At 73.4% G+C, this 17,403-nt stretch carries 18 protein-coding genes; 7 read left to right on the top strand and 11 right to left on the bottom strand.

Going from position 1 to position 17,403, the window contains the following annotated elements; genetic code table 11:
• The first annotated feature begins 43 nt into the window (after window positions 1-43).
• The 3 genes from mce (at window position 44) to ACQPYN_RS09785 (ending at window position 3,162) form a co-directional block, all read left to right on the top strand.
• Window positions 44-493 (top strand): methylmalonyl-CoA epimerase, encoded by a 450-nt coding sequence (gene mce, locus ACQPYN_RS09795; protein WP_274193232.1) that lies wholly within the window; start codon window positions 44-46, stop codon window positions 491-493.
• Window positions 494-608: 115 nt separating this feature from the next.
• Complete coding sequence (gene ccrA / locus ACQPYN_RS09790) at window positions 609-1,940, top strand: crotonyl-CoA carboxylase/reductase (protein ID WP_328309560.1); 1,332 nt, start codon at window positions 609-611, stop codon at window positions 1,938-1,940.
• 64 nt (window positions 1,941-2,004) lie between these two features.
• On the top strand, window positions 2,005-3,162 hold the full coding sequence (locus tag ACQPYN_RS09785) for a DivIVA domain-containing protein (RefSeq protein ID WP_433036333.1): 1,158 nt from the start codon (window positions 2,005-2,007) through the stop codon (window positions 3,160-3,162).
• On the opposite strand, the gene ACQPYN_RS09780 is transcribed toward ACQPYN_RS09785, so the two are convergent.
• The 8 genes from ACQPYN_RS09780 to nucS form a co-directional block, all read right to left on the bottom strand.
• Window positions 3,159-3,443, bottom strand: a complete 285-nt coding sequence (locus ACQPYN_RS09780) for a hypothetical protein (protein ID WP_433036331.1) — start codon at window positions 3,441-3,443, stop codon at window positions 3,159-3,161. The genes ACQPYN_RS09785 and ACQPYN_RS09780 overlap by 4 nt on opposite strands.
• Window positions 3,444-3,457: 14 nt before the next feature.
• Window positions 3,458-5,242, bottom strand: coding sequence for a 3-hydroxyacyl-CoA dehydrogenase family protein (locus tag ACQPYN_RS09775; protein WP_433036329.1), 1,785 nt, complete (start codon window positions 5,240-5,242; stop codon window positions 3,458-3,460).
• Window positions 5,243-5,302: 60 nt separating this feature from the next.
• Window positions 5,303-6,763: an MFS transporter gene (locus ACQPYN_RS09770; protein ID WP_433036327.1), complete on the bottom strand. Its 1,461-nt coding sequence runs from the start codon at window positions 6,761-6,763 to the stop codon at window positions 5,303-5,305.
• Complete coding sequence (locus tag ACQPYN_RS09765; RefSeq protein WP_433036325.1) at window positions 6,760-7,908, bottom strand: MBL fold metallo-hydrolase; 1,149 nt, start codon at window positions 7,906-7,908, stop codon at window positions 6,760-6,762. The genes ACQPYN_RS09770 and ACQPYN_RS09765 overlap by 4 nt, the downstream gene beginning before the upstream one ends.
• A 48-nt stretch (window positions 7,909-7,956) precedes the next feature.
• Window positions 7,957-8,760 carry an alpha/beta fold hydrolase gene (locus ACQPYN_RS09760; protein WP_433036323.1) on the bottom strand — a complete coding sequence of 268 codons (804 nt, stop codon included), beginning with the start codon at window positions 8,758-8,760 and terminating at the stop codon, window positions 7,957-7,959.
• A gap of 16 nt (window positions 8,761-8,776) precedes the next feature.
• A complete protein-coding gene (locus tag ACQPYN_RS09755) occupies window positions 8,777-10,285 on the bottom strand; it encodes an aldehyde dehydrogenase family protein (RefSeq protein WP_433036321.1) in 1,509 nt (502 codons plus the stop codon).
• Between the two features lie 129 nt (window positions 10,286-10,414).
• Window positions 10,415-10,918 carry an HIT family protein gene (locus ACQPYN_RS09750; RefSeq protein WP_433036319.1) on the bottom strand — a complete coding sequence of 168 codons (504 nt, stop codon included), beginning with the start codon at window positions 10,916-10,918 and terminating at the stop codon, window positions 10,415-10,417.
• Window positions 10,918-11,607, bottom strand: coding sequence for an endonuclease NucS (gene nucS, locus ACQPYN_RS09745; RefSeq protein WP_433036317.1), 690 nt, complete (start codon window positions 11,605-11,607; stop codon window positions 10,918-10,920). The genes ACQPYN_RS09750 and nucS overlap by 1 nt, the downstream gene beginning before the upstream one ends.
• Window positions 11,608-11,701: 94 nt before the next feature.
• Between nucS and ACQPYN_RS09740 the strand changes: the two genes are divergently transcribed.
• Complete coding sequence (locus tag ACQPYN_RS09740) at window positions 11,702-12,187, top strand: NUDIX domain-containing protein (protein ID WP_433038808.1); 486 nt, start codon at window positions 11,702-11,704, stop codon at window positions 12,185-12,187.
• Window positions 12,188-12,294: 107 nt separating this feature from the next.
• Window positions 12,295-13,272: a hypothetical protein gene (locus tag ACQPYN_RS09735; RefSeq protein ID WP_433036315.1), complete on the top strand. Its 978-nt coding sequence runs from the start codon at window positions 12,295-12,297 to the stop codon at window positions 13,270-13,272.
• A gap of 7 nt (window positions 13,273-13,279) precedes the next feature.
• Here the strand turns inward: ACQPYN_RS09735 and ACQPYN_RS09730 are convergent, their stop codons facing one another.
• Window positions 13,280-13,960 (bottom strand): alpha/beta hydrolase, encoded by a 681-nt coding sequence (locus ACQPYN_RS09730; RefSeq protein WP_433036313.1) that lies wholly within the window; start codon window positions 13,958-13,960, stop codon window positions 13,280-13,282.
• Window positions 13,961-14,054: 94 nt separating this feature from the next.
• A complete protein-coding gene (locus ACQPYN_RS09725; protein ID WP_433036311.1) occupies window positions 14,055-14,453 on the bottom strand; it encodes a PaaI family thioesterase in 399 nt (132 codons plus the stop codon).
• A 117-nt stretch (window positions 14,454-14,570) separates the two neighbouring features.
• Between ACQPYN_RS09725 and ACQPYN_RS09720 the strand changes: the two genes are divergently transcribed.
• The gene (locus ACQPYN_RS09720; RefSeq protein WP_433036309.1) at window positions 14,571-14,933 is read left to right on the top strand and encodes a nuclear transport factor 2 family protein; all 363 of its coding nucleotides are present in this window, start codon (window positions 14,571-14,573) and stop codon (window positions 14,931-14,933) included.
• Window positions 14,934-14,955: 22 nt separating this feature from the next.
• Here the strand turns inward: ACQPYN_RS09720 and ACQPYN_RS09715 are convergent, their stop codons facing one another.
• On the bottom strand, window positions 14,956-16,971 hold the full coding sequence (locus ACQPYN_RS09715) for a protein meaA (protein ID WP_433036307.1): 2,016 nt from the start codon (window positions 16,969-16,971) through the stop codon (window positions 14,956-14,958).
• Window positions 16,972-17,103: 132 nt separating this feature from the next.
• On the opposite strand from ACQPYN_RS09715, the gene ACQPYN_RS09710 reads away from it, so the two are divergent.
• The gene (locus tag ACQPYN_RS09710) at window positions 17,104-17,400 is read left to right on the top strand and encodes a hypothetical protein (protein ID WP_433036305.1); all 297 of its coding nucleotides are present in this window, start codon (window positions 17,104-17,106) and stop codon (window positions 17,398-17,400) included.
• Window positions 17,401-17,403: the final 3 nt, after the last annotated feature.

Here is a 17,403-nt window from a genome sequence, read left to right as displayed (position 1 = left end):
TCACGGGGTCGGCAGTTCGATTCAGATGGTTAGGGTGCGCGCCATGCCCTCCGACGACCTGAGCGCGAGCGGGATCACGACGATCGACCACGTGGGGATCGCCGTACCCGACCTCGACGCCGCGATCGCCTGGTACGCCGAGAACCTCGGCCTCGTCGCGACCCACCAAGAGGTCAACGAGGAGCAGGGGGTGCGCGAGGCGATGCTCCACGCGCCCGGCGACGACGCGGGCCCCGCGGTGCAGCTGCTGGCACCGGCGAACGAGTCGTCGACGATCGCGAAGTTCCTGGACCGCAACGGCCCCGGGCTCCAGCAGGTGGCCTATCGCGTCACCGACGTCGAGGCCAGCGCCGCGGCGCTGCGGGAGAAGGGGCTGCGCCTGCTCTACGACGCCCCGCGTCGCGGCACGGCGGGCTCCCGCGTCAACTTCGTCCACCCCAAGGACGCCGGGGGCGTCCTCGTCGAGCTCGTCGAGCCCGCGGCCGAGCACTGAGCAGCCCACCACTGAGCAGCCGAGCACCGAGCCACCGACCCGCTCACACCCCGGTCCCGCGAAACGTTACCCACCGGTAGCCTGCGGCGACCGCCCACATCCGGAGGCAAGAACCGTGCAGGACATCCGCGACGCCATCCTCGCCGACGACACCGCTGCCCTCGCCGGTCTGTCGGTCCCCGAGTCCTACCGGGGCATCACCGTCCACGCCGACGAGGCCGACATGTTCGAGGGGATGGCCTCGCGCGAGAAGGACCCGCGCAAGTCGCTGCACCTCGACGAGGTGCCGACGCCCGAGGTCGCGCCCGGTGAGGCCCTCGTCGCCGTGATGGCGAGCGCCATCAACTACAACACCGTGTGGACCTCGATCTTCGAGCCGGTGTCCACCTTCGGCTTCCTCAAGCGCTACGGCCGCATCTCCGAGCTCGCCAAGCGCCACGACCTGCCGTACCACGTCGTCGGCTCCGACCTCTCCGGCGTCGTCCTCAAGGTCGGCGCGGGCGTGCAGATGTGGAAGCCGGGCGACAAGGTCGTCGCGCACTGCCTCTCGGTGGAGCTCGAGAGCCCCGCCGGCCACGACGACACGATGATGGACCCGGAGCAGCGCATCTGGGGCTTCGAGACGAACTTCGGCGGCCTCGCCGACGTCGCGCTGGTGAAGACCAACCAGCTGATGCCGAAGCCGGAGCACCTCACCTGGGAGGAGTCCGCGTCCCCCGGCCTGGTGAACTCCACCGCGTACCGCCAGCTGGTCAGCCCGCACGGCGCCAACATGACCCAGGGCGACGTCGTCCTGATCTGGGGCGCGTCGGGAGGTCTCGGGTCCTACGCCACCCAGTTCGCGCTCAACGGCGGCGCGACCCCGGTCTGCGTCGTCTCCAGCCCCGAGAAGGCCGAGCTCTGCCGCAAGATGGGCGCCGAGCTGATCATCGACCGCTCCGCCGAGGGCTACAAGTTCTGGTCGGACCCCGAGACCCAGGATCCCCGCGAGTGGAAGCGGTTCGGCTCGAAGATCCGCGAGCTGACCGGCGGTGACGACCCCGACATCGTGTTCGAGCACCCGGGCCGCGAGACCTTCGGCGCCTCGGTCTACGTCGCCAAGCGCGGCGGCACGATCGTCACCTGCGCCTCCACCTCGGGCTTCATGCACCAGTACGACAACCGCTACCTGTGGATGAACCTCAAGCGGATCATCGGGTCGCACTTCGCGAACTACAAGGAGGCCTACCTGGCGAACCGCCTGGTGGCCCAGGGGAAGATCCACCCGACGGTGTCGAAGACCTACGCGCTGGAGGAGACCGGCGAGGCGGCCAACGACGTGCACCACAACAACCACCAGGGCAAGGTCGGCGTGCTCTGCCTGGCCCCGGAGGAGGGCCTCGGCGTCACCGACACCGAGAAGCGCGCGCGGCACGAGTCCTCGATCAACCGCTTCCGCGGGGAGTGAGGACCATCCGTTCGCGCTCACCCGTACGTGGAGCGGCCCCCGCGCCGCCGGTACCGTGACCCGCATGCCGTCCGACGAGCACGAGCTGTTGCCGCTGGGGACCGGCTTCGACGTCGTGCGCCGCGGCTACGACCGCGGCCAGGTCGAGGAGCACCTCGACCGCGTCGAGGCCGACCTGCGGATCCTCACCGCCGACCGCGACGCCGCGGTGGCCCAGGCCACCGAGCTCGCCCGCGCGCTGGACCACCACCGCGCGTACGTGGAGGACCTGCGGGCCCAGGTCGACCGGCTCTCCGCGCCCCCGGACACCATGGAGGGGCTCTCGGAGCGCCTCCAGCGCATGCTGCGCCTCGCGCAGGACGAGACCCGCTCGATGCGCGACGACGCCGCCGAGGCGGCGCGCAGCGTGCGGGCCGACGCCGACGAGTACGCGCGGCGCAAGACCGGCGAGGCCGACGAGCACGCGCGCACGGTCGTCGCGGCAGCCGAGGACCGCGCACGCCGCACCGTCGAGCAGGCCGAGGAGCAGGCGCGCGCCACCGTCGCGGAGGCCGACGAGCACGCCCGCGGCACGCTCGACGAGGCCCGCCGGCAGGCCCGCGAGATGCACGAGCGCGCCGAGGCGGAGGCGCAGCAGACCCGCACGCGCTACGACGAGAGCCTCGCCGAGACCGACCGTCGTCGCCAGGCGATGGAGCAGGAGCACCGCACCCTCATGGACGGGGCACGCGCCGAGGCCGCGCGCCTGCGCACCGAGTCCGAGCAGGAGCGCGACCGCCTCGACGCCGAGGGCCGGGCGACCCGCGAGCAGGTCGAGACCGACTTCTCGGTGGCCATGGCCGCCCGTCGCCGCGAGGCGATGCGCCAGCTCGAGGCCGACGAGCAGGCCTCGAAGGAGCGCGCCGAGAAGTACGTGCAGGACGCCGCCGAGGAGGCCCGCCGCCGGCTGCGCGAGGCCGACACCGAGGTGGCCGAGATGCGGCGTCTGCGTGACCGCGTGGGCGGGCAGCTGAACACGCTGCGCGCCGCCCTGGGCGCCCTGCCCACCGTCGACGCGTTCCCCGACGAGGGCGGCTCCGAGCAGCGCCCGGTCCTGCCCGACCCGCCGTCCTCCGCCGCGCGTCCCTCACCGACCCCGCACGGCGAGGCCGGCAACGGACACGGCGGCGACCTCGGTGGGGCGCAGGCGCCCGAGCAGCGCACCGGCGCGCCCTCGCGCTAGAGCGACCCCGACCGCCCGCGCTCCCGGCGCCAGCAGCCGGTGTGCCAGTGCCGGCGCTCGACGTTGTCGTCGTCGTCGACCTCGTCGGCGGGCCACGCCACCACGTGCGGCGTGCCGGGCACGATCTCCTGGTGGCAGCCCGGGCAGCGGTAGGTCTTGGTCGCGGCCGTCCCGCTGATCGAGCGCACCCTCCAGCCGTCCTCCTCGCGCACCCAACCGCCCCGCAGCGGCGGGGGTGCCGGTGCGGGGCGGGCGGGGTGGCGACGCGAGCGGCGGGCCATCGGGCGCGGGAGACCTACTTCTTCTGGTAGTCCCGGAAGCCCTGGCCGGTCTTGCGGCCCAGGCGGCCGGCGGTGACGAGGTGCTCGAGCAGCGGCGCCGGGGCGAACCCGGGCACGCGGAACTCCAGGTAGAGCGACCGCTCGATCGCGAGCGACACGTCGAGGCCCACGACGTCGAGCAGCGCGAACGGACCCATGGGCAGGCCGCAGCCGTTCTTCATGGCCGAGTCGATGTCGTCGGCGGTCGCGTAGTTCGCCTCGAGCATCGCCGTCGCGTCGTTGAGGTACGGGAAGAGCAGCGCGTTGACGATGAACCCGGCGCGGTCGCCGCAGAGCACCGGGTGCTTGCCGATCTTCGCGGTGACCGCCCGCACGGTCGACGTCACGTCCGGCGAGGTCGTGATGGGGCTGACGATCTCGACCAGCTTCATCACCGACGCCGGGTTGAAGAAGTGCATCCCGACGACGTCGTCGGGGCGCTGCGTCGCCGCGGCGCACTCGACCACCGGCAGCGACGAGGTGGTGGTGGCGAGGATGGCGCCGGGCTTGCAGACGTCGTCGAGCGCCCCGAAGACGGCCTGCTTGACCTCGAGGTCCTCGGCGACGGCCTCCACGACGAGGTCGGCGCCCGCGAGGTCGTCGAACGTCGTCGTGGGGCGGACGCGGGCGAGGGTCTCGTCGCGGGCGGACTCGCTGAGCTTGCCCTTGACCACGGCCTTGTCCAGCGACTTGCGGATGCCGGCGACGACGCCCTCGCCCTTGGCCTCGGTGCGCGCGCGGACCACGACGTCGTACCCGGCCTTGGCGAACACCTCGGCGATGCCGGTGGCCATCGTGCCGGTGCCGACGACGCCGACTGTCGAGATCGTGCGGTGGTCGCTGCCCTCCTCGCCCGGGGGCGGCGGGGTCAGGGAGTCGGCGACGACCTCGGGCGACCCGGGGGCGGCGTAGGTGTAGAAGCCGCGCCCGGACTTCCGGCCCAGCAGGCCTGCGGTGATCATCTGCTTGAGGATCGGGGCCGGCGCGTGCCGCTGGTTGCGCGACTGCTTGTACATCGTGTCGAGGATCTCGTAGGCCGTGTCGAGGCCGATGAGGTCCATCAGTGCGAGCGGGCCCATCGGGTAGCCGCAGCCGAAGCGCATGGCCGCGTCGAGGTCCTCGCGCCCGGCGTAGTGGGCCTCGAACATGCCCACGGCCTGGTTGAGGTAGGTGAAGAGCAGGTTGTTGGCGATGAAGCCGGCGCGGTCGCCGCACACCACCGGGCTCTTGCCGAGCTGCACGGCCAGGCCGGTGACGTCGGAGAGCACCTCGGGGTCGGTGACGACCGTGCGCACGACCTCGACCAGTGCCTGCACGGGCGCGGGGTTGAAGAAGTGCATGCCGACGACCTGGTGCGGCCGCTCGGTGCGCACCGACAGCTCGGTGATCGACAGCGACGAGGTGTTGGACGCGAAGATCGTCTCCGGGCCGCACACCTTGTCCAGCGCGCCGAACACCTCGGCCTTGAGCTCGAGGCGCTCGGGGACGGCCTCGACCACGAGGTCGGCGTCGGCGAGGTCGTCGAGGTTGGTGGTGACGCGCACGCGGGAGAGCAGCGCCTCGCGGTCCTCGACGGCGAGCTTGGAGCGGTCCACGGCCCGCTGGGTCGAGGCCTCGATGGTCTCGCGGCCGCGGTCCGCGGCGGCGGCCTCGACCTCGACGGCGACCACCTCGATCCCCGCGCGGGCGAACACCTCGACGATGCCCGCCCCCATCGTGCCGAGACCGACCACTCCCACCCGGGCGAATTCGCGCGCCACGTCAGACCTTCCTGCCGACAGTCGTTATCCGGGCGCGATCCTGCCATGCGTGGCGGCGTCTCACCCCGACCCGAGGGATGGGTCTCTACTCGCGGGTAGCTTGACCGTTCCGGTAGGGACGGGCGTGTCGCGCCGGGCCAGCAGGGCGGCCCCGACCAGCGCGGCGAGCGCGAACGCCACCGCCGCGACCCAGAACCCGGCGGTGATCCCGGACGGCTCGGCGGTCTGCCCCGGTGCCTCCCCGTCCGCCGCGATCACCACGGCACCGATCACCGCGATGCCGAGCGTGCCGCCGAGCTGGCGGACCGTCTGCACGACACCCGAGGCCTGGGTGCGCTCCGAGACGCCGACACGGGCGAGCGCGTCGGTGTTGGTCGGCGACAGCGTCAGCCCGAGGCCCACGCCGACCAGGGCCATCCCGGGCGTCTGGAGGGCGTAGTCCAGGCCCGGCAGCGCGAGCAGCCAGAGGACGGTCCCGACCGCGCAGAGGGCCAGCCCGGTGATCACCGGACCGCGGACGCCCGCGCGGTCGAACCAGCGACCCCCGAGCTGGGCGGCCACGGTCAGCGGCAGGATCAGCGGCAGGACGGCGAGCCCGGCCGCCATGGGCCCGAAGCCGAGCAGTTCCTGCAAGTAGATCGAGCTGTAGAGCACGAGTCCGAGCAGCCCGAACTGCACGAAACCCATGACGGCGGTGTCACCGGTGAAGGCACGGTCGGTGAACAGCCGCACGTGGATCAGCGGGTCGGTCGCCCGCACCTGGCGCACGACGAACCAGCCCGTCGTCGCGAGACCGCCGACGAGCAGGGCCAGGACCAGCGGCGACGAGAGACCGTCGGTGCCCGCGAGCTGGATGCCGAACGTCGTCGCCGCGAGGCCCGCCACGACGAGCACCACGTCGAGGGGTCGGATGCGGGTGCCGCGGACACGGGCGGCGGGGACCGGGGCGATCGCGACGAGCACGAGCGTCGTGATGCCGACCGGGACGTTGAGGAAGAACACCGCGCGCCAGGACACGTACTCGGTGAGGAGCCCGCCGATGAGCGGCCCGAGCGCCACGAAGATCTGGCTGATGCCGGCGAAGATCGCCATGGCGCGCCCGCGCTCCCCCGGGCCGAACGAGGCGATCACGATCGCGCCCGACACCGGCACCATCAGCGCCGCGCCGGCCCCCTGCAGCGTCCGGCAGGCGAGGATCGTCGCCTCGCCGAACTCCCCCGCCGGGGCCAGCCCGCAGCCCACCGAGGCGAGGAAGAACAGGCTCACCCCGGAGCGGAACGCCCGCCGCGGACCGAGCAGGTCCGCGGCCTTGCCGCCCAGGGCGACGAGGGCCGCGAGCGCCAGGACGTAGGCGTTGACCACCCACTGCTGGCCGGCCGGCGAGAGCGACAGGTCGCGCCCCATCGTCGGCAGGGCGACCGACACCACCGTCTGGTCGAGCATGATCATCGACAGCGAGCCGGTCATCGCGACGAGGACCAGCCACCGCTTGGGCGATGCCTCGCCCCCGGGTGCGCTCACCTGTCCCGTCCCCGCAGCTTCCAGCCGACCATCGCCGCGGCGGCCGGGAGGAGGGCGAGGCCGTGGGGCATCCCCGCGACCGGCTCGGGGTTCGTCGACGCGGGGCGCGACCAGAGCTGGTCGTCGTGGCCGTGGGCGGGCCGCAGACCGAGCTCGGCGAGCACGTTCACCGCCATCATCCCGGTGAACACCGGGTTCGGGTTCGGCCCACCGCCGCCCACCTCGGAGATCTTCCGGGTGAAGTCGCCGAGGAACCGGTGGGGATCGATCGGCTCGTGACCGGCGGTGACCTCGAGCGCGGCGTCCTGCAGGGCGACGCCCTGGTCGACGAGCTCGTCGAGGTGGGCCACCGCCTTGTCCCCCCGCCGGACGGCGGCGTCGTGGGCCTGCGTCACGGTCGACACCGCGCCCTCGGCGACCGCGGTGGCGACGGTGCCCAGGACCGTGTGCAGCTTGAGCTGGTCGGCGTCGGGCATCGCCCCGCAGCCGCCGTTGGCCTCGTCGCCGAGGTGGACGAGCCCGGCATCGCGCAGGTGGACGACGACGTGCCCCGCGGTGTGCCCCTGACTGCGCAGCACGCGGACCGCACCGTCGGCGAACGACCACCCGGTCATCCGCGCCGAGCCGAGCGTCAGGCGCTCGAGCGGGCGCTCCTCGTAGGCCCGGGTCGTCGCGCCGAACGGTCGCAGTGGCTGGAACAGCGAGACGATCTTCTTCGCGGACAGCGCCGGGGGCGCCGGCAGCGCGGCCACGCCGCCGATCCGCTCGAAGGCGTGCTCCCAGTAGGTGACCGGGTCGCGCATCTGCGCGAGGTCGCGCGCCGGGACCCAGTGCTCCGCCGGCACCCCGCGTTCGGCGGCGAGCTCGTCGACGAGGTCGTTGTTGCCGACGTGGTCGGTGTGGCCGTGCGTGGTGAGCAGCAGCAGCCGCGACCAGGGTCCGACCCGGTCGACCGCCGTGCGCAGCGCGGCCCGGAACGCGTCCGTCACGCCCGTGTCGACGAGGACCAGGTCGTCCCCCGCCCGGTGCACGAGCGCGTGGCCGACGTCCGGCTGATCGTGGGCGACGTCGAGCTCCTGCCCGATCACGAGGACGGTGCGGTCGTCGATCTCGACGAGGTCGCCGAGGGTGTGCTCGCCGGGCATCGCGGTCCTCTCCGGGGCGGCCGTCCGACCGTCTCCGGACAAGCATCGCTACTCGGGCACCCGGTGTTCCAGTCCTGCACCCGTCCGTGGAGCGCGGAGGATCCGCGCGACCTCCTCGGGTCGCTGCAGCGGGACGAGGTGCCGGGCCCCGGCGAGGACGTGCAGGACGCCGGACGGCACCGCGGCGGCGATCAGGGTCATGTGCTCCGGCGGGGACACCCCGTCGAGCTCGGCGGCCACGACGTCGACCGGCACCGGGATCCGCGCCAGCTCTCCGAGGTCGTCGAACGCCGCGATCTGGTCGAGCGCCTCGGCCCAGCGCTCGGGGTCGGCGGCGTGCAGCGCCCGGCGCACGGTGGCCGCGACACCGTCGGGCTCCGCGCGCTCGGCGTCGGTGAACCACCGTCCGAGCATGGTCTCGAGGTCCGCCCCACCCGAGCGCAGCGTGGCGGCGAGGGTGGTGAAGGGCGGGAACGGCGAGGCCCGCGTGCACAGCAGCGACAGCCGGGCGACGCGGTCCGGGTGGTCGAGCGCGACCCGCTGCGCGGTCTCGCCGCCCCAGGAGTGGCCGACGACGTGCGCCTGCGCGATGTCGAGGTGGTCGAGCACGGCGACGACGTCCGCGGCCAGACGGCGGTCGTCGGCCACCGGCACCGCCGCGGCGACACCGTGGCCGCGGGCGTCGAAGCGCACGACGCGCCGGCCGGCGAGCAGGGGCACGAGCGCGTCCCACGCATCGGCGTCGAACGGCGTGCCGTGCAGGAGGACGAGCGGCACAGCGTCGCCGCTCGCGGTGCCGTCGTCCAGGACCCGCGTCCGGAAGCCCGGCGCGAGGTCGGTCAGGGGCTTCACAGCGGGAGCGTGCCCGTCAGCGCCGCCGTCCGTACAGCACGCTGACCAGCCCGGCCAGGACCTTCACGACCCAGCCGGGACGGTCGAAGGTCATGACGTTGACGCTGCGGAAGCGGCGCTCGGAGATCGCCAGCGGCCGGGTGAACTCGCGCAGCCCGTCGACGCCGTGGATGCGCCCGAAGCCGGAGTCGCCGACGCCGCCGAAGGGCAGCGACGGGATGCCCGCGAAGGCGATGACCCCGTTCACCGACACCATGCCGGCGCGCAGCCGGCGGGCGACCTCGTGACCGCGGGACTTGGCGAACACCGAGGCGCCCAGGCCGTAGCGCGAGGCGTTGGCGCGGTCCACGGCCTCGTCGATGTCGCGGACGCGGTTGACCACCACGGTGGGCCCGAAGGTCTCGTCGGTCACCGCGGAGCTGTCCTCGGGGACGTCGGCGAGCACCACGGGCTCGACGTAGGGCGCGCGCACGGACTCGCGCCCGCCGACGACGGCCCGCCCGCCGCGGGACAGCGCGTCGTCGATCTGGCCGGAGATGACGCCGAGCTGCGAGGGCATGGTGATCGGCCCGTAGTGGGCGTCGGGTGCCCCGCCGGGCGCGATGGTCGCCGCCCGGGCGGCGACCCGGTCGAGGAGGTCCTCGGCCACCGCGTCGACGACGTAGACCCGCTCGACGCCGACGCAGGTCTGGCCGGCGTTGGACATCGCGCCCCACACGACGGCCGCGGCCGCGTCGTCGAGGTCGGCGTCGGCGTCCACGAGCAGGGCGTCCTTGCCGCCGCACTCGACGAGCACCGGCGTCAGCGTCTCGGCGCAGGTGGCCATGACCTTCTTCGCGGTGGCCGTCGACCCGGTGAACGCGAGCTTGTCGACGCCGGCGCGGCACAGCGCGGCCCCGGTCTCGCCCTCGCCGGTGATCAGCTGGAACACCGCGTCCTCGCCGACGGCCTCGGCGAAGCTGTCGACCAGCCACTTGCCGACGCCGGGGGTGAGCTCGCTGGGCTTGAACACCACGGTGTTGCCCGCGGCCAGCGCGTAGACGATCGAGCCCATCGGCGTGAAGACGGGGTAGTTCCAGGGGCCGAGCACGCCGACGACGCCCATCGGCGGGTACTCGACGCTGGCCTTGTGGTTGACCATCAGCAGGCCGGCTGCCGCGTTGCGCGGACCGAGCACCTTCGCGGCGTTCTTGGCCGCCCAGTGCAGGTGGTCGAGCGCGAGGATGCCCTCGATGCGGGCGTCGTCGAGCGGCTTGCCGGTCTCCCGGCTCACCACGGCGGCGAGCTCGTCGCGCCGGCGGTCGAGCAGCTGGCGCCAGGCCGCGAGCTTGCGGGCCCGGCCGTCGAACCCGAGGTCGTTCCACCACCGTGACGCCCGCCGCGCCCGCGCGACGACCTCGCCGACCTGCTCGGGCGTGTGGCGCGGGTAGCTGGCGATCACCTGGCCGTTGCGGGGATCCAGGGAGTCGAAGGTGTCCGGCTGCTCGCTCGCGGGGACCGACACCGCGTCGCGGGTGCTCGTCATGGCGCGAATCTACGCACCGGTAGCCGTCAGGCGCGACCGTTCGGGAATGTCAACGGCGTGGCGTCGCAGACACCCAGCTGTGTCCGATCAGGGGGAGCACGCCGATGGGGCCACGCACTCGCTCCGCGCTCAGGTCAGGGCGGCGCGGATCTGTTCGGCCGTGGCGTCGAGGCGCGCCCGCTCCGGACGGGTCCAGGCGGCCAGGAGGCGCAGCCCGTCGCCGCGCCGGCGCGGGATGACGTGCAGGTGGACGTGCCACACCGTCTGCCAGGCGACCGCGCCGTCGGCGAGCATGAGGTTGACGCCCTCGGCGAGGCCCGCCGCCCGCAGGCCCGCGGCGATGCGCCCCGCGAGCGACCACACCGCGGCGCCGTCGACGTCCTCGACGTCGGCGAGGTGCGCGGCGTGCGCCCGGGGCACGACGAGCACGTGGCCCGGGACGAGGGGCTGGACGTCGAGGAACGCCACGGCGCGGTCGGAGGACGCCACGACGCTCGCGTCGCCGCGCCCGTCGACGATGCGGCAGAAGACGCACTCGCCGTCGACCTCGGCGGGCAGGTGTTCGCGCAGTCGTCCGCGCAGTCGTCCGCGTCCGAGCCGTCGCGCGAGCGCCCGCGCCAGGCGCCCTCCCATCAGAACAGCCGGAACTCGTCCACGACGGCGCCGCGCAGGGCGTCGTAGTCGAGCGTGACGCAGCGGATGCCGCGGTCGTTCGCGAGCACCTTGGCCTGCGGCTTGATCTGCTGCGCCGCGAAGATGCCGGCCACCGGGGCGAGCAGCGGGTCGCGGTTGAGCAGCTCGAGGTAGCGGGTCAGCTGCTCCACGCCGTCGATCTCGCCGCGGCGCTTGATCTCCACGGCGACGGACCCCCCGTCGGCGTCGCGGCAGAGCAGGTCGACCGGCCCGATCGCGGTGGGGTACTCGCGCCGGACCAGCGTCCACCCGTCCCCCAGCGTCGTGACGTGCTGGGCGAGCAGCTGCTGGAGGTGTGCCTCGACGCCGTCCTTCACCAGCCCGGGGTCGACGCCGAGCTCGTGGGACGAGTCGTGCTGGATCTCCTCGAGGGTGATCGTCAGCGTCTCGTCGGCCTTGTTCTTCACCGTCCAGACGCTGTCGATCCCCGTCGCTCCGCTCGCCCCGCCGGGAGCTTCCGTGAGCCAGCACGGCGGGCTCATCCAGTTCAGCGGCTTGTAGGCGCGGTCGTCGGCGTGGACGCTGACCGACCCGTCCGCCTTGACCAGCAACAGCCGCAGCGCGCTCGGCAGGTGGGCGGTGAGGCGGCCGTCGTAGTCGACCGTGCATCGGGCGATGACGAGGCGCACGACCCGAACACTAGGAGACGGCCGAGGTGGATCATCCCGGGGTGTGGAGCACCCCGTCACGACGAGCACCCGCGAGGTCTACGCCAACCCCTGGATGACCCTGCGCGAGGACACCTTCCGCCGCCCGGACGGGGCCGAGGGCGTCTACGGGGTGGTCGACAAGCCCGACTACGCGCTGGTCGTGGCCCTGGACGGGGACCGGCTGGCCATGGTCGAGCAGTACCGGTACCCGCTGGGCCTGCGGCGCTGGGAGTTCCCGCAGGGCACCGCGCCCGACCGCGCGGAGATGCCCGCCCCCGAGCTCGCCGCCCGCGAGCTCCGCGAGGAGACCGGCCTGACGGCGGCGAGCTGGACGTACCTCGGCCTGCTCGACGTCGCCCCCGGGCTGTCGTCCCAGCGCGGGCGGGCCTACCTCGCCACCGACCTCACCGCCGGCGAGCCGGCGCGCGAGGACACCGAGGCCGACATGCGCTTCGCCTGGGTCCCCCGCGCCGAGTTCGAGCGCCGGGCCCGCGACGGCGAGATCACCGACGCCCAGACCCTCGCCGCCTACGCCCTCCTGCTGCTCCGTTCGCCCTAGCACTGGCATGCAAGCCCTGCGTCCACGCTGGCACTGGACGCCAGGAAATCCACATCCTCGCGAGCGACTTCGGCGTGATCGCCCGCAGGCGCGGGCAGAGTGTGGACATGGCGTTGGTGCGGATCGGTCCGCTGGCGGTGCCCTCCCCGCGCGAGGTGGTGGACACCGGGTGGTCGGTGCTCGGCTGGGTCGGCGAGGTCGTCGACGTCGGCGCGCGGCTGCCCGGGCGGGTGGACGCGCTGCTCGACGAGGTGACGCGGCTGGTGGGCGTGCTCGGCACGCTCGCCGACCGCGTCGACGGGCTGGTCGACCGCGCGGACGGGATCGTGGTCCGGGTCGACGGCGTCATGGAGCGCGTCGACGGCGTCCTGGGCGAGGCCCGGCGGATCACCGAGGGCGCGAACGAGGTGGTCGGGAGCGCCCGGTCGATCACGTCCGGTGCCGAGGAGGTCGTCGGCTCCGCCCGCTCGATCACCTCCGGCGCCGAGGAGGTCGTCGGCAGCGCCCGCAAGATCACGCTGGGCGCCGACGACGTCGTCGAGTCGGCCCGTCGCATCACCGGCGGTGCCGAGGAGGTCGTCACCTCGGCCCGCTCGATCACGTCCGGCGCCGACGAGGTCGTCACCTCCGCCCGCTCGATCACCAGCGGCGCGAACGAGGTCGTGGAGTCCGCCCGGTCCATCACGTCCGGCGCCGAGGGCGTCGTGGGTGACGCCAAGGAGATCACCGACGGCGCGCGGGGGATCGTCGAGGGCGCCGGGGAGACGAGCCGGTCGGCGCAGGAGCTGCTCGGCCTCTACCAGCCGATGCTCGAGCGGGCCGCGCCGCTGGCCGGCCGGTTCGTCGACGAGCTCAGCCCGGAGGAGGTCGACGCGCTGATCAAGCTCGTCGACGAGATGCCGCAGTTCACCGAGCACATGGTCACCGACATCATGCCGATCCTCGCGACCCTCGACCGCGTCGGACCGGACCTCCACGAGCTGCTCGACGTCACGAAGGACCTGCGTCAGGCCATCGACGGCATCCCCGGCTTCGGCTTCCTCAAGAAGCGCGGCGCCGCCAAGGACGACGAGGACGAGAGCTGACGGCGGCTCAGGACGCCGCCCCGCGCACCACCGACGCCACCTCCTGCGGCTGCGACATGGCCGCGGAGTGCCCGGCGTCGAGGTGCACGACGGTCCCGGCCCGCTGGGCCATCGCCTCCTGCGCGAACGACGGGATCGCCGCGTCGCGGTCGCAGACGACGTAGGTGCTCGGGACGTCGTGCCAGGCGGCCCGGGTCAGGGGCGTCTCCGTGGCGGCCCGGCTCAGCAGCCCGAGCCGCCCGGCCGCCGACGCCGCGGTGGCGGGGTCCAGGTCGTTGTAGAAGACGGCTTCGGGGGTCCGCGCGACGATGTGCCGCTCGTGCACCTCCCACCACGGCGGCGGGGTGCCCCCGGCCGCGGCCAGCAACGACTCGCCCGCGTCCAGCATGAACGCACAGAGGTAGACGAGATGGGAGACCTGCCCGTCGGCAGAACCAGAGACCCCCTCCGACACCGGCAACCCGCCGTAGGAGTGCGCGACCACGACGACCGGGCCGTCGATCGCCGCGACCGCCGCCCGCACCGTCTCCGCGTCGTCCTCCAGGCCGCCCAGCTCGTCCGGGGATCCGGTGCAGCTGGGCAGGTCGACCGTGCGCACGTCGAACTCCCCGAGCTCGGAGATCAGCGGCTCCCAGAACCACGAGCCGTGCCAGGCGCCGTGGACGAGGAGCAGGGTGGGGCGCGGCATCGGACCTCCGAGATCGCCGGGATCGGTCGTCGCGGATGGTGGCCTGGACCACACCACGCGCAGGGCACCGATTCCGGTCCCCGGAAGGCCGAGGTCAGGCCGGCAGCACGGCCTGGGTCTGGGTCGTCCGGGCGACGAGGCGCCCACGGTCGTCGGTGACGTCGGTCTGCACGACGATCTGGGTGCGCCCGGAGTGCACGGGACGGGCCGTCGCCCGGACCTCGCCACCCGAGGAGCCCGACACCGCGCGCAGCAGGTGCGTGCCCGACTGGGTCGTCGCCGTCCGCGCCCCCGCCGGCAGCCCGAGGAAGGCGCAGACCGCGCCCGCGGTGTCGGCCAGGGTCATCAGCGCGCCGCCGTGGAGCAGGCCGCCGACGGTGGTGTGCGCGTCGGACCAGGGCAGGACGGCGACGGTCTCGTCGGCACCGGCGGTCTCCAGCTGGATCCCGAGCCCGGCGGCGAAGGGCATGGACGCGATCAGGTCGTCGCTCATGGCGGAGAGCCTCGCGGGGCCGGGCGCTGATCGTCCATGACCCACGAGGTCATCGACCCGCCTACCGCGCCGCGGTCAGGGTTCTCCTCGTCAGCACGACACACCGAGGAGGACCCCATGACCGACACCACGACCCTCGTCCAGCGCTACCTCGCCGCCTGGAACGCGACCGACCCCGCCGCGCGCCGCGAGGCGATCGCCGCGGCGTTCACGCCCGACGCCCGCTACGTCGACCCGATGGCCGACGTCCGGGGCCACGAGGGCGTCGACGCCCTGATCGCGGGCGCCCAGGAGCAGTTCGCCGGCCTGACGTTCTCCCCCGGCGAGGTGCTCGACGCCCACCACGACGTCGTCCGCTTCACCTGGCACCTCGGCCCGGAGGGCGCCGAGCCCGTGGTGATCGGGTTCGACGTCGCCGAGGTGGCCGACGACGGGCGGCTCGAGCGCGTCCACGGCTTCCTGGACCGCGTGCCGGGGTGACCGCGGGCGTGGACGCGCCGGCTCACACGGCCGCCGGCGCGTCCAGCCCGTGCGCCTCGCGGATCACGTCGACGAACTCGCCCATGATCCCGGTGAGCGAGTAGGACTTCGGCGTCACGACGCGGTGCACGCCGAGGCGCTGGAGCTGCTCGGCGTCCTTCGGCGGGATGATGCCGCCGACGACCACCGGGATGTCCTCGGCGCCCGCGCGGGCCAGCCCGTCGAGCACGGCGGGGACGACCTCGAGGTGCGAGCCCGACAGCACCGACAGGCCCACGACGTGCACGCCCTCCTGCACGGCCGCCGCGACGATCTCGGCGGGCGTGAGGCGGATGCCCTGGTAGATCACCTCGAAGCCGGCGTCGCGGGCGCGCACGGCGATCTGCTCGGCGCCGTTGGAGTGCCCGTCGAGGCCCGGCTTGCCGACGAGCATGCGCAGCGACGCCGTGCCCATCTCCTCGGCGGTCGCCTTGACCCGGGCGCGCACCGCGGCCAGGTCCTCGGGCGCCTCGCCGGCGCCCGAGGACGCCGCGGACACCCCGGTCGGTGCCCGGTAGGAGCCGAAGACGTCGCGCAGCGCCCCGGCCCACTCGCCGGTGGTGACCCCGGCGCGGGCGCACGCGAGCGTCGCCTCCATGAGGTTCTCGTCGGTGGTGGCGGCCTCGCGCAGGCGGTCGAGCGCGGCGTCGGCGTCCACCTGGTCGCGGCCCGAGCGCCACTCCTGCACGGCCTTCGCGGCCTCGTCCTCCACCGACCTGTCGACGGTGAAGATCGCCTCGGCGCCCTCGGCCTGCAGCGGGCTGGGCTCGGTGGAGGTGAACTTGTTGACGCCGACGACGGTGTCCTCGCCGGACTCCAGGCGCATCCGCCGCTGCGCCAGCGACGAGACGAGCTGCGACTTCATGTAGCCGGAGTCGACGGCGGGCACGGCGCCGCCCATCTCGGCGACCTTGGCCATCTCGGCGCGCGCCCCCTCGACGATGGCGGCCGTCTTGGCCTCCATGACGTGCGAGCCCGCGAAGATGTCGTCGTGGTCGAGCAGGTCGGTCTCGTAGGCCAGCACCTGCTGCATCCGCAGCGCCCACTGCTGGTCCCACGGCCGCGGCAGGCCCAGCGCCTCGTTCCACGCCGGCAGCTGCACCGCGCGGGCCCGGGCGTCCTTCGACAGCGTCACCGCGAGCATCTCCAGCACGATGCGCTGGACGTTGTTCTCCGGCTGGGCCTCGGTGAGCCCCAGCGAGTTGACCTGCACGCCGTAGCGGAAGCGCCGCATCTTGGCGTCCTCGACGCCGTAGCGCTCGCGGCACAGCTCGTCCCAGAGCTGCGAGAACGCCCGCAGCTTCGCGATCTCCTCGATGAAGTGCAGGCCCGCGTTGACGAAGAACGAGATGCGCCCGACGACCTGGCCGAAGTCGTCCTCGGGCACCTGGCCCGAGTCGCGCACGGCGTCGAGCACCGCGATCGCGGTCGACAGCGTGTAGGCGACCTCCTGCGTCGGCGTCGCCCCGGCCTCCTGCAGGTGGTAGCTGCAGATGTTGATCGGGTTCCACTTGGGGACGTTCGTGTAGGTCCAGGCGATCATGTCGGTGATCAGCCGGACGCTCGGCCCGGGCGGGAACGCGTAGGTCCCGCGCGAGAGGTACTCCTTGACGATGTCGTTCTGCGTGGTGCCCGCGAGCTTCGCGCGGTCGGCACCCTGCTCGTCGGCGACCGTGACGTAGAGCGCGAGCATCCACATCGCCGTCGCGTTGATCGTCATCGAGGTGTTGGCCTCGTCGAGCGGGATCCGGTCGAACAGCGCCCGCATGTCCCCGATGTGCGACACGGGCACGCCCACCTTGCCGACCTCGCCCTTGGCGAGCTCGGCGTCGGGGTCGTACCCGGTCTGCGTGGGCAGGTCGAACGCGACCGACAGGCCGGTCTGCCCCTTCTCCAGGTTGCGCCGGTAGAGCTCGTTCGACGCGCGTGCCGACGAGTGGCCGGCGTAGGTGCGCATGACCCAGGGCCGGTCGCGGGCGTCGTCGCTGGGGTAGGGCACGTGAGACCTCCGCATCGCGTCACCTGGCGGATGACCCGCTGATGTTACCGACGGGTCCGGCCCGCGGGGCGGCCCACGGGATGCCGTCAGCCACAGGATCGGTCAGGATGGTCGGGTCCGGAGGAGACACACATGATCGGCTCGATCGGCGAGATCCTGATGGCGATCTCGCTCATGATCTTCATCGCCGGGCTGCTGCGCTGGACGTTCGGCCGCGGCCCGCAGGGCGCGCTGCCCGACGAGAACGGCGACCTCGGCCTGCTCGAGACCGTCGCCGTGGTGCCCACCCGCGAGAGCGCCGACGTGCTCGTCGGCAAGCTGGCCCGCGAGAAGGTGCGGGTGACGGTCAGCCACCGCGAGGACGGCTGGGCCCTGCTGGCCTTCCCCCGCGACGCGAACGACGCCCGCCTGGTGCTGCACGCCCTCTGAGAG

Source organism: Actinomycetospora sp. CA-053990 (genome assembly GCF_050948445.1).
GTDB classification, from domain to species: Bacteria; Actinomycetota; Actinomycetes; order Mycobacteriales; family Pseudonocardiaceae; genus Actinomycetospora; species Actinomycetospora callitridis.
The sequence above is the reverse complement of the archived record's forward strand: the minus strand, read 5'-3'. Positions and strand labels throughout refer to the sequence as shown.